This window comes from Micromonospora jinlongensis, assembly GCF_013410645.1.
GTDB lineage: Bacteria > Actinomycetota > Actinomycetes > Mycobacteriales > Micromonosporaceae > Micromonospora > Micromonospora zamorensis.
In genome coordinates this window covers 5,285,637-5,301,433 of record NZ_JACCHK010000001.1, presented here as the reverse complement: position 1 = coordinate 5,301,433, position 15,797 = coordinate 5,285,637, and the positions used below count along the sequence as shown (strand labels likewise).

At 73.2% G+C, this 15,797-nt stretch carries 9 protein-coding genes; 2 read left to right on the top strand and 7 right to left on the bottom strand.

What is annotated here, in order from left to right; translation table 11 throughout:
- The first annotated feature begins 149 nt into the window (after positions 1-149).
- Both HNR22_RS23850 and HNR22_RS23845 read left to right on the top strand, forming a co-directional pair.
- Positions 150-1,577, top strand: coding sequence for a nucleotide sugar dehydrogenase (locus HNR22_RS23850; protein ID WP_179782209.1), 1,428 nt, complete (start codon positions 150-152; stop codon positions 1,575-1,577).
- A gap of 148 nt (positions 1,578-1,725) precedes the next feature.
- Entirely contained in the window at positions 1,726-6,621 is a 4,896-nt protein-coding gene (locus HNR22_RS23845) for an SCO7613 C-terminal domain-containing membrane protein (protein WP_179782208.1), read from the top strand.
- Positions 6,622-6,769: 148 nt separating this feature from the next.
- Here HNR22_RS23845 and purE read toward each other — a convergent pair whose 3' ends face one another.
- The 7 genes from purE to mca form a co-directional block, all read right to left on the bottom strand.
- Positions 6,770-7,261, bottom strand: a complete 492-nt coding sequence (gene purE, locus HNR22_RS23840) for a 5-(carboxyamino)imidazole ribonucleotide mutase (protein ID WP_179782207.1) — start codon at positions 7,259-7,261, stop codon at positions 6,770-6,772.
- Positions 7,262-7,287: 26 nt separating this feature from the next.
- Complete coding sequence (locus HNR22_RS23835) at positions 7,288-8,463, bottom strand: 5-(carboxyamino)imidazole ribonucleotide synthase (RefSeq protein ID WP_179782206.1); 1,176 nt, start codon at positions 8,461-8,463, stop codon at positions 7,288-7,290.
- A 122-nt stretch (positions 8,464-8,585) separates the two neighbouring features.
- On the bottom strand, positions 8,586-10,622 hold the full coding sequence (locus HNR22_RS23830; RefSeq protein ID WP_179782205.1) for a DUF255 domain-containing protein: 2,037 nt from the start codon (positions 10,620-10,622) through the stop codon (positions 8,586-8,588).
- 119 nt (positions 10,623-10,741) lie between these two features.
- Entirely contained in the window at positions 10,742-11,629 is an 888-nt protein-coding gene (locus tag HNR22_RS23825; protein WP_179782204.1) for a hypothetical protein, read from the bottom strand.
- A gap of 113 nt (positions 11,630-11,742) precedes the next feature.
- Complete coding sequence (locus HNR22_RS23820; RefSeq protein WP_179782203.1) at positions 11,743-14,274, bottom strand: putative bifunctional diguanylate cyclase/phosphodiesterase; 2,532 nt, start codon at positions 14,272-14,274, stop codon at positions 11,743-11,745.
- A gap of 179 nt (positions 14,275-14,453) precedes the next feature.
- Positions 14,454-14,747: a hypothetical protein gene (locus HNR22_RS23815; protein ID WP_179782202.1), complete on the bottom strand. Its 294-nt coding sequence runs from the start codon at positions 14,745-14,747 to the stop codon at positions 14,454-14,456.
- Between the two features lie 48 nt (positions 14,748-14,795).
- The gene (gene mca / locus HNR22_RS23810; RefSeq protein WP_179782201.1) at positions 14,796-15,677 is read right to left on the bottom strand and encodes a mycothiol conjugate amidase Mca; all 882 of its coding nucleotides are present in this window, start codon (positions 15,675-15,677) and stop codon (positions 14,796-14,798) included.
- Between the last annotated feature and the right edge of the window lie 120 nt (positions 15,678-15,797).

Here is a 15,797-nt window from a genome sequence, read left to right as displayed (position 1 = left end):
CGGCGCGTAGGTATGGGCATGCGGGTGCACCCACGCCGCTGGGTGATGATGGAGGACAGACAGTTGAGCCACCCCTCCGGTGCCCCGCCCAGGCGCCGCAGCAGAATGCGACGCGACGACGCGCCGCCAGTGCGAGCGGAGAAACAGGCGTGACGATCCCCTATCCCACCATCCAGCCGACCCCCGCCATCGCCGCGGTGACACCGCCCTCGGGCGCTGCTCGGCCGCGGGTGACGTTCCTGGGGACTGGCTACCTCGGTGCGACGTACGCCATCTGCTACGCCGAGCTGGGCTACGACGTGCTCGGTTTCGACGTCGACGCGGACAAGATCGCGATGTTGAACGCCGGTCAGGTGCCCATCCACGAACCCGGCCTGGACGAGCTGCTGCGGCGCAACCTCGCCGCCGGACGCCTCCGGTTCAGCACCGACATCGCCGAGACCGCCGAGTTCGGTGACGTGCACTTCATCTGCGTCGGCACCCCACAGCGGGCCGACGGGATGGGCGCCGACCTGTCGTACGTCGAGGCGTCGGTCACCAGCCTCGCGCAGCACCTGACCCGCAAGGCACTGATCGTCGGCAAGTCCACCGTGCCGGTCGGCACCGCGGACTGGGTGGAGCAGCTCGTCGGCAAGCACACCCCCGGCGACCTTGACGTCGAGGTGGCGTGGAGCCCCGAGTTCCTCCAGGAGGGCTTCGCCGTCGACGACGTCCTGCGCCCCAACCGCATCGTCGTCGGTGTGAAGAGCGAGTGGGCCAACGGCATGCTCTACGCCGCGCACAAGGGCGTGTTCGACCTGGCCGCCACGGAGGACCGCGAGGTGCCCCTGGTGGTCACCGACTTCGCCACCGCCGAGCTGGTCAAGGTCGCCGCGAACGCCTTCCTGGCCACCAAGATCTCCTTCATCAACGCGATGGCCGAGGTCTGCGAGGCGTCCGGTGGCGACGTCACCCAACTGGCCCGCGCGATCGGGTACGACCCACGGATCGGCAACCGGTTCCTCCAGGCCGGCCTCGGCTTCGGCGGCGCCTGCCTGCCCAAGGACATCCGCGCCTTCCAGGCCCGTGCCCAGGAATTGGGCGCTGGCGAGGCGCTGCGCTTCCTGCACGAGGTCGACCTGATCAACCTCCGCCGCCGTACCCGGGTGCTCAACCTCGCCGCCGACCTGCTCGGCCGCCGCTCCGGGCCGGCCGGCCCGGACTTCTCCGGCACCCGGATCGCCGTGCTCGGTGCCACGTTCAAGCCCAACACCGACGACGTCCGGGACGCCCCGGCGCTCGCCGTCGCCGCGCTGCTGCACAAGGCCGGCGCGGAAGTGCACGTGTACGACCCGCAGGGCACCGAGAACGCCCGCCGGGCGGTCCCCGAGCTGACCTACGAGGCCGGCATCAACGAGGCCGTCGCCGGCGCCGACCTGGTCTGCGTCCTCACCGAGTGGGCCGACTTCCGCAACGCCGACCCGGTAGCCCTTGGCGAACTGGTCAACGGCCGCAAGGTGGTCGACGGCCGAAACTGTCTCGATTCGGCACTGTGGACCCAGGCCGGCTGGGAGTACCGGGGCATGGGCCGCCCCTGACCGCACGACCTCAACCGGCCGGCCACCGAGCATTCGGTGGCCGGCCGGTGTCGTTGTTTGCCCCGGACCCGCCGACAAGAGTCGAAATCCGCGCCAGCTTTGGGCATGCTGCGACAGTGGATGTCCACAGTGCGGGTGGAGGGGTGTCGTGGCGACCTTTCAATGCTCCTCGTGCGGTCGGGAGATCAAGCCGGCCGTCCGATGCCCGCACTGTGGGGCTGATCAGCCGCAGTGGGTCGAACACCTGGCGGACATCGAGCGTTCGATCGCGGAGATGAAGGCGCGCGACGCCGCCATCGCCCGCGAGCAACGGCAGATCGCCGCCAAGATGCAGGCCGCGCTCTTCCAGCGCGACATCCTCGCCCATGCCGGCGAGGAGCGACTCAAGCAGGCCACCCGGCCACGTCGGGTGCTGCGCCGCCGTCCCGGCCGGCGGCCACCGACCGCCACCAACGGAGCGCCGCCCCGGGTGCCCCGGCAGAACACCCCGCCCGCCCCGGAGGACCCGCCGCCGCCCCCGCCCCGGGCGAGGTGGCTGGACGCGGACGACCCGGAGCACCCGCCGGAGGCCTCGTCGCGCGAGGTGCAGAACATCCCCCTCGGGCTGGGCGCGCTGCTGCTCGGGGTGGCCGCGGTGGTCTTCGCCGCGGTGGCGACCAGCTCGATGGACGCGGTGGCGCGGCTCGGCATCCTGCTCCTGGCCACCGTCCTGATGCTGCTCGCTCCGCCGGCACTGGCCCGGCGCGGGCTCACCTCGACCGCCGAGACCATCGCCGCGGTCGGGCTGCTGCTGGTGCCGCTCGCCGGCAACGCCCTCTGGGCGGTGGACCGGATCGGCACCGGCGGCGGCTCCGCCACGGTCTTCAGCGGAGTGATCTTCGCGGTCACGGCAGCCGTCGCATTCGGCTACGCCCGTTTGACGGGTCTGCGCGCACCCCGCTTCGCCACCGTCCTCGCCGCGCAGCCGGTGCTGCCGCTGCTGGCGTACGACCAGATCACCGGGCCGGGCGGCTGGGCGCTGGTGCTGGCGCTGGTCGCCCTCGTCGACCTCTGGCTGGCCCGCTCCGGCGTGGCAGTGGAACGCCCCGTCCGGCAGGACCTGCCGGTGCCGGGCACCACGTCGGCGCCCCGCCAGCGCAGCGCTGAGAGCCGACCGGAGGGCGACCCGGAGGAGGCCGGCGAGCTGATCGACGCCAGCGCGGGTTCCACCGACACCCGGCCGCTGCGCCCGGTGCCCGGGCTGCGCGAGCTGACGTGGTTGCTGCACGCGGTGGCGGTCGCCGTCGCCCTGGCGTACGCGGTCACCGCCCTGCTGCGGGCGCAGACGGTGCCGACCGCGACCGGCGCCGGGATGGTGCTGCTGCTGGCCGCCGCGGTCGGGCTGGCCGGCGCGCTGGTGCTGCGTCGACCACCGCTGCCCGACGTCGCGGCCGGCATCGTCACCCTGGCCGTGATCGGCGCGCTCAGCCGAATCGCCTCGGTGGCGCTGCCCGACCGGGCGCTGCTGCTGATCGCGGTGGTCATCACGGTGACCGGGCTGGCGGTGCGCGCCGTCCCCGAGACCGCCCGGCGTGGTCCACAGATCGCCTCGGCGGTGGCGCTCACCGTCAGCGGTGTGGTGGTCGCCGGAGGCGCGCTACGCGCCGGGGTGGCGCCGGTCCGGGCGGCGCTGCCCGCCTGGGGCGCCGACCTCAACCGCTACCCGGCCGAGCTGGCCGCCGCGGTCGGGCCGAACACCTGGCAGCTCGCGGGCGCCGCATTCCTGCTCACCATCGCGGCGGTGCTGGCGCTGCCCCCGGAGATCCGCCGCGAGTTCGCGGTCGCCGGCGCGGCGCTGACCGCACTCGCCGTTCCCGCCTCGTTCGGTCTCGGCTGGGCGGCGGCACCCTGGCCGATGGTGATCACCTCGATCGGCATCGGCGTCATCGGGCTCTCCGCCCGCACCGACCGGGCCGCGGTGGCACACGCCGTCGGGGCGGCCGTGGTGGGCCTGTTCGGTGCCGGCGCCAGCCTCGCCAGCCCCACCCTCACCGCCGCGGTCCTCCTCACCCTGTTCGCGGCCGGCACGCTGGTCGCCCTGGCACCCCGGGTCCGGATCGCCTCGGCCGCCTCCGACACCGTCACCGCCTGGGCGGCCGGAGGCGCCGCGTTCGCGCTACCCGGGGCCGTGGCCGCGTTCGTGGCCGCCACCATGCCGACCGACCCGACCCCCACCCCGGCCAGCCTCCGGGAGGTGACCGTCCCGGTTCTGGCCGCCAGCTTCCTGGCGGTCTGCGTGACCCTCGGCTACGCCGCCGTCGTGCAGGTCTCCCAGCGCCGCATCCCCGCGCCGCTGTCGGTCGGCACCGGGCTGGGCGCGCTGCTGGTCACCGCCGCCGCGTTCGGCGCACCCGGTGCGACAGTCGCCGACGCCTGGGTCGGCGCGCTGCTGCTGGTCGCGGCGGTGTTGCTTTTCCTGGCCCCGTCGATCGACGCCGGCCGACGCGCCGACCTCACCCTGGACGGCTCGGACCTGGCCGCCGCCGCGGTCACCACCGCCCTGATCGCCACCCTGGTGCGGATCGGGGCGGTGCTCGCCCCGGGTGGGCAGTTGGCGGCGGCCGCCGCGCTGGTCCTGGTGGTCGCCGTGGGTGCACGCACCATGCCGGAGGAGTGGCGACGCGGGCCGATCCTCGGCCTCGCCGTCGGCGGTGCCCTCATCGGCGTACTCGCGGGCTGGTCCGCGGTGCGCGGTGGCGTCGGTGTGCTCGCCACACCCGGCCCGATCTGGAAGGGCGACCTGAGCGGCTGGCCCGCCGCGCCGGTCGGCGGCTCCACCTGGCAGGCACCGGTCGCGCTGGCGCTGTTGGCCGTCGCCGCAGGCATCCTGCTCCCGCCGCCCTGGCGGTGGGACGTGTCCGGCGTGGCGGCGGTGCTCGCCACGATCGGCGCCCCGGCCGCGTTCGACCTGGCCTGGTGGTCGCCGGTCCTGATCGGCGGGATGGTCGCCACCGTGTACGGCATCGCCGCGGTCGCCACCGAGGAGGCCCGCGCGGGCCTGTCCCGGGCCACCGTCGCCGGGGTGGTCGCGTTGCACGCCGCCGGAGCCGGCCTGGTCCGACCCTGGACCACGGCGCTGGCCCTGGGCAGCATCGCGCTGATCGGCGTGGTGGTGGCCGCGCTGGCCCGTGTGCTGGCCGGCCCGCAGGTGACCGACATCGAGACCGAGGGGATGCCACCGCACCTGGCGCAGATCGGCGGTGCGGCGATCGGCGCCGCGTTGCTGGCCCTTCCCGGCTCGGTGGCGGCGCTGGCCGCCGAATTCGACCACTCGGCGGAGGTGGTGCTGACCGCCGCGCTGGCCGCGTCCAGCCTCGGCCTGGCCGCCGTGGCCGCGGTCCGCCGGGAGGTGCCGCAATATCTGCCCTGGGTCAGCGCGGCGGTGGTGGGCGGTGCCAGCATCAGTGCCCTCGCCGCCATCCCCACCGGCCTCGCCGCAGGCGTCTACGCGGCCGCCGCCGCCCTGCTCGGCGTGCTGGCCGAGCTGATCCGCGCCGCCACCGTGCCGCCCACCGGCGCCGCCCAGCCGGTCCGGCGTTGGGCGGTACGGCTCGACGGCGCACTCCGTCGACTGCCGGACGACCCGGAGCGACGGAGGTGGCGGTTCAACCCGGCCGCCGGCGCGTTGGCCGCGGCGGCCCTTCCGACCGCCCTGGCGCTCGCCTCGATCACGCCCGCGCTGGTCACCGCCCTGGTCGAGCCGCACCGCACACTGACCAGGATCTGGCAGGGCCCACCACCGGAGCTGCTCACCCCACCGCCGGACGTGGTCAACCCGACCCACGTGCTGACGGCCCTGCTGCTCACCGCGACCGCCGCGCTGGCCGCCACCGGGTTCAGCGGTGGGCGTCGTTCCCGGGCCGTCCCGGTGGTGCTGCCCGGAGCAGCCGTCACCCTGCTGATCGCGCCCACCGCGCTGGGCTGGGGCTGGCCGGCCAGCACCGTCGCCGCGCTCTCCGTCTTCACCATCGCGATGCTCGGTCTCGCGCTGACCCCACCGCCGCCGCTGGCCGAGCGGGCCCGCTCGCTGCGGCTGGCCCGGGTGCTGGTGTTCGCCATCGGTCTGGCCGGTGGCAGCGCCGGGCTCGCCGGCAGCCTGGCCGACCGGCAGTTGACCCTGTTCACCCTCGGCAGCGCCGTCGGGGTGGGCGCGGTCGGGGCGTTCTTCGGCACCACCCAGCGAGCGCGCATCCTCGGCTGGCTCTTCGCCTCACTCATGGCGCAACTCTTCGTGCTCACCGCCGGGCTGGTCGCCGGGCTGGCCGCGGTCTGGTCCGCGTTCGGGGTGCTCGCCGTCGGAGCGGTCCTGCAGGTGCTCGCCGCGACCCTGCCCCGGCTGCGCCGCCCCGAGGCGCAGCGCGAGGCCTCCACTGTCGAATGGAGCGGCTACGCTGCGGCGCTGATCGCCCTGGCCCTCGCTTTCGACTCGCCCCGACACATCGCCGCCCTGCTGGCGGCCTGGGGTGCGGTCCTCGGGGTGGCGGCGACCCGACCCGGTCGCCGGCCGGTGGAACGCCGCATCCTGTTCTGGGCCGTGGTGGTCTGCGAGATCACCGCGTGGTGGATCCTGATGCGGGTCGCCGACGTGGCGCTGCCCGAGGCGTACACGCTGCCGTTCGCCGCCCTGGCCCTGCTCGTCGGGGTGTTGGAGCTGCGCCACCGACCGGACATGAGCAGCTGGGTGGCGTACGGGCCGGCGCTGGTCGCCGCCTTCGTACCGACGCTGGCCATCGTGCTGGCCACCGAGTCCAGCACGCTGCGGCAGATGCTGCTGCTGCTCGGCGCGGTCGCGGTGCTGATCTTCGGCTCGTCCACCCGGCAGCAGGCGCCGGTGATCGTCGGCGCGTCGGTGACCGCGATCACCGCGATCCACGCCCTGTTCAGCCTCGGCCCGTGGCTCGCGCTCATCCCGGTCGGCATCCTGCTGCTCGTGCTCGGCGCGAGCAACGAGCGCCGCCGCCGCGCCCAGGAACGCCTACAGACCGCGCTACGCGGCATGAGATGAATCGGAGGGTCACGGCGGCCCGAGTGAGTGGGCGCGGCGAGTGGTCCGGGGGTCGATCATGGAGTTGTGGTGGGTGACAAAAACCCCCAAGGTGCCTTCTTACCGGCACCACAACTGCGTGATCGACGGAGCTGGGGTCTGACGCGAGCTACGGGAGGGTTGCCTGGAGGGCGGCTTCCTTGCTCGCCACCAGCTTCTCCAGGTCCTGCTGGTAGGTCGTCATCCTGGCGCGCAGGCCGTCGTCGTTGGCGCCGAGGATCCGTACGGCGAGCAGGCCGGCGTTGCGGGCGTTGCCGATCGACACGGTGGCCACCGGGATCCCGGCCGGCATCTGCACGATGGACAGCAGCGAGTCCATGCCGTCCAGGTGCTTCAGCGGCACCGGCACGCCGATCACCGGCAGTGGCGTCACCGAGGCGACCATGCCCGGCAGCGCGGCGGCACCACCAGCCCCGGCGATGATCACCTTCAGACCCCGGTCGGCGGCGTCCCGGCCGTACTCGATCATCGCGACCGGAGTCCGGTGCGCCGAGATCACCCGCACCTCGTACGCCACGCCGAAGTCGTCCAGCACCTCGGCGGCGGCCCGCATGGTCGGCCAGTCCGAGTCGCTGCCCATGATCAGCCCGACCGTGGTCACTGGGGTCTCCTTCTCGACCGAGGTGGTCACTCGTGCCCCTCACGGAGCCAGCGCGCGGCCCGCGCCGCGCGTGCCCGTACGTCGTCCAGGTCGTCGCCGAGCACCGTGACGTGCCCGACCTTCCGGCCGGGTCGCACCTGCTTGCCGTACAGGTGCACCTTGGCGCCCGGCTCGGCGGCGAAGAGGTGGTGCAGCCGCTCGTCGATCGACATTCCGCCCGGCTCTCCGCCGAGCACGTTCGCCATCACCACCACCGGCGCGGTCAGCGAGGTGTCGCCCATCGGGTAGTCCAGCACGGCCCGCAGGTGCTGCTCGAACTGCGAGGTCCGGGAGCCCTCGATGGTCCAGTGCCCGGAGTTGTGCGGGCGCATCGCCAGCTCGTTGACCACGATCGCGGGGCGGCCAGCCTCGTCGCGCACCTCGAACAGCTCCACGGCCAGCAGGCCGATCACGCCGAGCGCGGTGGCCAGGTCGATGGCGAGCTGCTGGGCGGAGACCGCCAGCTCCTCGTCCAGGCCGGGCGCCGGGGCCAGCACCTCCACGTTGATGCCGTCTCGCTGCACCGTCTCGACCACCGGGTACGCGGCCACCTGACCGAACGGCGACCGGGCGACCTGCACGGCCAGCTCCCGGCGCAGGGGCACCCGCTCCTCGACGATCAGCCGGGTGCCGCCGGCGAGCAGCGTTGCTGCCAGCTCGCTGGCCTGGGTCGCGTCGTCGACCATCCACACGCCCCGGCCGTCGTAGCCGCCGCGCGCCGCCTTGAGCACCACCGGCCAGCCGACCTGCTCGCCGAAGTCGACCAGGTCGGCGGGCTCGCCGACCGGCCGCCACACCGGGTTGGGCGCGCCCAGCTCGGTCAGGCGTTCCCGCATGACCTGCTTGTCCTGGGCGTGCAGCAGCGCGTCCGCCGGCGGGTAGAGGGTCACCCCTTCCGCCGCCAGCGTGCGGATGTGCTCCGAGGGCACGTGCTCGTGGTCGAAGGTGACGACGTCGCAGCCCTTGGCGAAGGTGCGCAGGGCGGCCAGGTCGGTGTGGTCGCCGTACTGGACGTCGGCGGCGACCAGCGCCGCGCCGTCGTCGGGGGCGGTCGCGAGCACACGCAGTGACTGGCCGAGGGCGATCGCGGCCTGGTGGGTCATCCGGGCCAACTGGCCGCCACCCACCATGCCGACAACAGGCAGACCGGTACGGGAATCCATAGCGCGGCCAGCCTATCCGGGCCATCGGCACGCCCACCCGGAGGGCCGGCACCCGCGCCGCCGACCCGGTCCGGAGACGGCCGGTGCCGGGAGCGCGGGCACTACAGGGCGTCGCGGCGCGCTCAGCTGAGCTCGGCGACCAGCTCCTCGACCGAGGTGACCGGCCGCTGGCAGACGAACCCCCGGCAGACGTACGCGGCGGACCGCCCGTCGACCAGCGGACGGTCGGCGAGCAGCGGCACGCCGGGCTGGTCCGGTTGCCCGGCGACGACCACGGCCCCGGGCGGGGCGTGCCGTCGAGCCGCGGCCACCAGGGGATCGCCAGCCGGGTCGTCGGTCACCACGGCGATCTCGTACGGCCCGGAGAGCAACGCCTCACCGACCATTGCCGCGTAGCCGGTGAACCGGGGGTGCTTACCGACGATCGGCGCGACAGTGGCGAGCGCCGCCTCGGCGGCCTCCCGGTAGCGCGTCTCCCCGGTCAGCGCGGAGTACGCGACCAGCCCGGCGACCAACGCCGACCGGCCGGACGGGGTGGCGTTGTCGGTCGGGTCAGCGGGCCGGGCCACCAGCCGCTCCGCGTCGTCGGCGGTGTCGTAGAAGGCGCCGCCGGGGGCGGCGAAGTGCGCCAACGCGGTGTCCAGCAGGTCGCCGGCCAGCGTGAGCCAACGGCCCTCGCCGGTGAGCTGGTGCAGCGAGCAGAAGGCCTCGGCCACGCAGCCGTAGTCCTCCAGGACGCCGGCCGGCTCGCCAACCTTGCCGTCCCGCGAGACCCGGCGCAGCCGGCCGTCCACCACATGCACGCTGGCCAGGTGCTCGGCGGCATCGCGCATCGCACCGTCGGCGACGATCGTCACGCCGTCCATCAGGTTGGCGTCCTCGTCCTGCGGAGACGCGTACAACGCGGCCACCTGGAGGAACTCGACGATGGCGGTGATCGCCAGGCCGTTCCAGGCGGCCACCACCTTGTCGTCGCGGGCCGGCTGCGGCCGGGTGTCGCGGGCACTGAGCAGCCGCCCGACGACCTGCTGCCAGCGGGCCCGCACCTCGGGTGCGGCGTCGTCGACGTCCCGGGCGAGCTTGAGCACGCTCGTGCCGTGCTCAAAGGTGCCCTCTTCGGTCACGGCGAAGAGGTCGGTGGCCCAGCGGCCGTCCTCCTCACCCAGCGCCTCGACGAGCTGCTCGGGTGTCCAGGCGTAGGTGAGCCCCTCGACGCCCTCGGTGTCGGCGTCCAGCGCGGACGCGAAGCCCTCGCCCGGCCGGTGCAGCTCGTCGGCGAGGAAGCGGGCGGTGTCCCGCGCCACCCGCCGGGCCAGCGGGTCACCGGTGAGCCGCCACAGCTGGGTGTAGAGCCGCAGCAGCAACGCGTTGTCGTAGAGCATCTTCTCGAAGTGCGGAACCGTCCAGTGCGCGTCCACCGAGTATCGGGCGAAGCCGCTGGCGAGCTGGTCGTAGATGCCGCCACGGGCCATCGCCTCGGCGGTGTGCCGGGTGATCTCCAGGCTGCGCGGGTCGCCGGTGCGCTGGTGGTGGCGCAGCAGGAAGAGCAGGTTCATGTGCGGTGGGAACTTCGGGGCGCCCCCGAAGCCGCCGTTCGTGGCGTCGTACTCGCTGGCCAGCCTGCCGGCCGCGGCGTCGAGCAGCGGCGCGTCCAGCGGGGCGGTGGGACCGCCCACGGCCTGCGCGCCGCCGATCGCCTCGACCACTGCGGCGCCCTGGCCCAGCACCGCCTCGCGCTGCTCCCGCCAGGCGGTGGTGACCGACTGGAGCAACTGGACGAAGTTGGGCCGCGGGAAGTAGGTGCCGCAGAAGAACGGGGTGCCGTCCGGGGTGGCGAAGACGGTCATCGGCCAGCCACCCTGGCCGGTCATCGCCTGGGTCGCGGTCATGTAGACCGCGTCCACGTCCGGGCGCTCCTCACGATCCACCTTGATCGACACGAAGTTGTCGTTCATCAGGGCGCCGACCTGCTCGTTCTCGAACGACTCGTGCGCCATGACGTGACACCAGTGGCAGGCCGCGTAGCCGACCGAGATGAGCACCGGGACGTCCCGCCGTTTCGCCTCGGCGAACGCCTCGTCCGACCAGGGCCACCAGTCGACCGGGTTGTCCGCGTGCTGGAGCAGGTACGGGCTGGTGGCGTCGACGAGTCGGTTCACGCACACGACCATAACCAGCCCCGGCGCGGACCGCGCGGGCTCCACCCGGACGGTCCACTGCCCGAGGGCCCCGCGACGGGACCGGCAGGCCCGGGCCAGCAGGCCCGGGCCGGCTCCCGTCAGCCCTTCTTCAGCCGGACCACCGCGGTGTCGGCGTCGCTGACGAAGACGTCGTACGTCGTGTCGTAGGAGCTGGCGTTGGCGGACACCGTCACGGCACCCCGCCGGAACGGGACCGAGGTGAACGAGGGCGTGCTGGACGTCCAGGCGACCGGCGCGCCCGGGGTGCAGGCCACCTCCGCCCGGACGATGCCCTCGGCACGCTGACCGTGCCACGTCTGGGTGACGCCACCCTCCACGTACACGGTGGCCGGTGCGGTGCAGGTGACCGTGCCGTGCACCGTCACCTCGCCGGCCCCGGTGTCGATCGTGCCCGAGAGGGCCACCTCGACCCCGACGGCGAGCACCGGCGGCGCCGGCGGGTTCGCGACGTGCACCTCCCCGCGGGCCGAGCCCGTGCTGTAGTTGCAGCGCTGCTCGAAGGTGGCGTCGAACCGCTCCAGGTAGCCGTACGGACCCCAGGAGATGTCGGTGACGGTGAGCGAACCGGTCTGCCCGAACGAGCAGATCTGGTCGTTGCCGGTCAGGGCGATGCCGGGTAGTGGGCTCTCATAGGTGTTCTCGGTGGCGCCGGTGTAGGTGCCCACGGCCAGCGGTTGGCCAACGGGCGCGCTCAGCTCGATCGTCCAGGGACCGGCGGGTGGGTCGAAGACCTGGACGGTGAGGTGGTTCGTCGTGCCCCAGACGTTGAAGCCGTCACCGGAGGCGGTGGAGAACTCCACGCTCTCGCCCTGGGTGATCGGGTCGTCGGCGTCACCGGTGACCACCAGCGAGGCGGACTGCGGCGCCCTGGCCGATGCGGGAGCGGCGGCGGCCACCGTGCCGAACACCGCGACGGCCAGCGCGAGCGCCGGGGCGAGGATGGAGCGTTTCCCGGAGAGTCGCATGATGTCCCTTCGAGAGAGGGCGCAGACGATCGACACATCTGCACAGCTCAATCGACTGTAGAGGGTCGGCGGGCGGCTGACTGCCCCATCCGGGACCGGCGAGTGCGGGACGGTCAGGAGGCGCCGTCGGCGCGCAGCCGGAACACGTTCGACTCCGCCGAGTCGCGCAGCGACCCGAGCACCGCGCCGATCTTGTCGGCCGGCATCGGCTTGAAGAAGTGGTAGCCCTGCGCGGAGGTGCATCCCAGCTCGGCCAGGGCCATCCGCTGCTCGGCGGTCTCCACCCCTTCGGCGACCACACGCAGCCCCAGCTCGTGGGCGAGCCCCACGGTCGTCCGTACGATCGCCGCCGCCTCCGGCGAGTCCGTCATCCGGATCACGAACGAGCGGTCCACCTTCAACTCGTCCACGGTGATCCGGGTGAGGAAGGTCAGCGACGAGAAGCCGGTGCCGAAGTCGTCGACCGCGAGCTGCACGCCCATCGACCGGAGCGTGGCCAGCACCTCGTCGATGACCTCCAGCTCACTCATCACCACCGTCTCGGTGATCTCCAGAACGAGCCGGTGCGGCGGCACCTGGTGGCGGCGCAGCGCGTCGGCGATCTCCGCCGGCAGCCGGGGGTCGAGCAGGCTGCGGGCCGACAGGTTGACCGAGATCGGGATGTCCAGCCCTTCGCGCGCCCAACTGGCGGCCACGCTGAGCGCCTTGTCCAGCACGTACCGGGTGAAGGTGCCGAGCTGCTCGCTGTTTTCCACCGGCCGGATGAAGTCGGCCGGGCTCAGCCACCCGCGCCGGGGATGCTGCCAGCGGATCAGCGCCTCCACGCCGGTGGGCGCACCCGTGGCCAGGTCGACCGCCGGTTGCAGCGCCAACACCAGCTGGTCGTCGACCAGGAGCGCCTCGCGAAGCTCGGCCAGCAGGGCGAGCTGGTCGGTGCTGGCCGCGTCCCGACTGCCGTCGTACACGGCGACGTTGCCGCCGCCCTCCTTGGCCTGGTACATCGCGATGTCCGCCCGGCGCAGCAGCTCGGTCAGGTCGGCGGTGCCGGCGTCGGCCACCACCACCCCGACGGAAACCTCGATCGACATCCGTACGCCGGCCACCTCGGTCGGCGCCGCCAGCCGTTCGGCGATCTCGCGGGCCTGGCGCAGCGCATGGGCCATCGGCGCGGCCCGGTCACCGAGCACCGGCACCGCCGTGAGCAGCATGGCGAACTCGTCGCCACCGAGCCGGCCGAGCAGGTCACCGGGGCGGACCAGCGCGTCGAGCCGGTTCGCGGTCAGCCGCAGCAACTGGTCGCCCGCGGCGTGACCGAGGGTGTCGTTGACTTCCTTGAACTGGTTGATGTCCAGCAGGAGCAGCGCCACCGGGTGATCGTGTGCGAGCTGCCGCAGCGACTGGTCGCCCTTGCCGAGCATCGCCGCCCGGTTGGCCAGCCCGGTGAGCGGGTCGTGCACCGCCTCGTACGACGAACGGGCGGTCACCAGCCGCAGCTCACGGTGGGTTGCGGCGTCGTGCAGCGCGGCGGCGAGCGCGTCGCCGAACGCGGCCACCGCGTCGCGCTCCCGCGCGGTGGGTGGGGCCGAGCGGGGGAACCGCACCCGCAGCCGACCGACCGGTGCGGCGCCGACCGACAGTGCCCGGCTCAGCTCGTGCTCGTCGGGCTCCGACTGGTCCGGTGGGTCCGTCTCGCGGTCGACCAGTTGACCGCCGGCGTCGCCCCGGTACCGGTGCCACCGGCCGTCGGCCCGCGCCACGTCGACGTCCACCAGCTCGGCGTTGAACAGCGTCAGCCCTCCGGTGACCGCCGCGGTGGCCACGCCGCGCTCGTCGAGCTGGTTGAGGGCCGCGGTGGCCTCGGCGAACGCTCTCCAGGTGCGGCGCTCCTGATCGGAGCGCAGCCGGTAACGGTAGGTCTGTTGCAGCAGCCAGAGCAGCGGCGGCAGCAACAGCAACCAGCGCGGGTCGAGTTCCAGGAGGGCGACCACGACGAGGCCGACCGCCACGTTGCCGACGAACATCAAAAGCTTGCCGCGCAGCGCGGCGAGCAGCGGCGGCCCGATCGGCAGGCCGTGCCGCAGGCCCAGCGTCACACCACCCAGCCAGGCGGTCACCAGGAGATAGGTCACCGACCCGGCAATCACTGCCAGCGCGAGCTTCGGGGTGGGCGGGGCGAGCAGCGGTCGCCCGAGTGCGGTGGTCACGGAGACGGCCAGTGCCGATGCTGCGGCGAGCGACGCGGCGATGCGGACGAGCTCCAGGACCGGGCGGCGGTCGTTGTGCAGCGAGAGCATCGTCCAGGCCAGCCCGGTGCCGAGCAGAGTGGCGGACGGGAGCCAGCCGGCGGGAGTCAGGTAGAGGCAGACGATCAGCGCGGCCTCGCCCCAGGTGATGCTGACCATGCCCGCGGACGAACGGAACCGCAGTCGGGCGAGCTGGGCGAGAGCGAGGACGGCGACGGCGATGCCGAAGCGGGCCGGACCGCCGAGGGGGTCGTCAACCGGCAGCCTGGCCGGCAGGGTCAGCCCGACTGCGGCGGCGGCCACGGCGGTCAGCGCGACGGCGGCGGTGAGCACCAGCAACCGGACCGGTGTGCCCCGCACCCCGAGCCGGTCGAACGAGTCACCGGCTGGACCGGAGGTCATCGACCTCCCCCGTCAGCCGACCGACCGACGTTGCGGTGGGCGGCCGCTGCTGTGCTGGTCATCGGCGCCCCCTCCCGCACACGGCTCGGAGACTTTTGGTCCCCCCGGCGGAAGGCTAAGCCAAACCGGGTGGCCGCAACAGGGGGCGACCAACCGGTTAGGCGTGATTCATGCGCGGACTACCCGTTCCGCTGCTGCTGGTGCCCATTGGGAGCGCGCGTGGATGAATCACGCCCCCCGGTCCCGTCTGTCGGATCGACGACTGCCGCATCGGTCCTGGTCGGGTCGGTCGGCCCCGCCTGCTGCGGAAACCGGTCGGGCAGGCGGCGCAGCCGAGCGTTCATGTTGCGGATCAGCAGGATGGTCGCGGTGGCCAGCAGCAGGATGAGGAAGAGGCCCATCGGCCCGGCCAGACCACCCGTGCGGGTGTCCCCGAAGTTGTTCTCCGCGAGCACCTGGGCAGCGGTCAGCATGGCGTTCCTCCGATGTGCGGTTGGTAACCAGGGTAGACCCGTCGGAAATCAGCGTGCGTGGGCCGTCTCCCGCACGCCGGCGAAGAGATCCGACTCGGGCAGTGGGCTGTCGACCATCGAGCGGGCCAGCTCGTAGTCCTCGGTCGGCCAGGCGCGCTGCTGCAGCTCCATCGGAACCTGGAACCAGAAGCCGTCCGGGTCGACCTGGGTGGCGTGGGCGCGCAGTGCGTCGGCACGAACCGTGAAGTAGTCGGCGCACTCCACCCGCGTGGTGATCCGGGGACCCTTGTCGGGCCGGTCCTCCCACCGCTTGAGCCACTCCTCGTAGGGCGACTCCAGACCGGCGGCCAGCATGCCCTCGTGCAGGGCCATGATCTTGCCCTTGGAGAAGCCGATGTCGTAGTAGAGCTTCAACGGCTGCCAGGGCGCGCCCAGCTCCGGGTAGCGCTCCGGGTCACCGGCGGCCTCGAACGCGGCCATGGTCACCTTGTGGCACATGATGTGGTCCGGGTGCGGGTAGCCACCCTCTTCGTCGTACGTGGTGACGACGTGCGGACGGAACTCGCGCATCAGGCGCACCAGCGGCCCGGCGGCCACCTCGACGTCCTGCAGGGCGAAACAACCCTCGGGCAGCGGCGGCAGCGGGTCACCCTCGGGCAGGCCCGAGTCGACGAAGCCGAGCCACGCCTGGTCGACGCCGAGGATCGCCCGCGCGGCGTCCATCTCGGCACGCCGGATCTCGGCGATGTTGGCCCACACGTCCGGCCGGTCGAGCTTGGGGTTGAGCACACTCCCGCGCTCGCCGCCCGTGCACGTCACGACGAGGACGTCCACCCCCTCTGCGACGTACTTCGCCATCGTCGCTGCGCCCTTGCTCGACTCGTCGTCCGGGTGCGCGTGCACGGCCATGAGACGCAGTTGCTCTGCCAACTTCGGCGCTCCTCGTCTGTGCCGGACGGTGGACCCGACCGGGCTCGACCGGCTGACCTGCCGGGATCTTTCCTCACCGCACCCCGGTCGTCGGTCAGCAGCGCGGGCATGACCTGCCAT

Bases quoted from the DNA above. Each gene is read 5' to 3' on its own strand.
- HNR22_RS23835 (WP_179782206.1), bottom strand. From the start codon at position 8,463: ATGGATTCCCGTACCGGTCTGCCTGTTGTCGGCATGGTGGGTGGCGGC.
- HNR22_RS23825 (WP_179782204.1), bottom strand. From the start codon at position 11,629: ATGCGACTCTCCGGGAAACGCTCCATCCTCGCCCCGGCGCTCGCGCTG.
- HNR22_RS23820 (WP_179782203.1), bottom strand. From the start codon at position 14,274: ATGACCTCCGGTCCAGCCGGTGACTCGTTCGACCGGCTCGGGGTGCGG.
- HNR22_RS23815 (WP_179782202.1), bottom strand. From the start codon at position 14,747: ATGCTGACCGCTGCCCAGGTGCTCGCGGAGAACAACTTCGGGGACACC.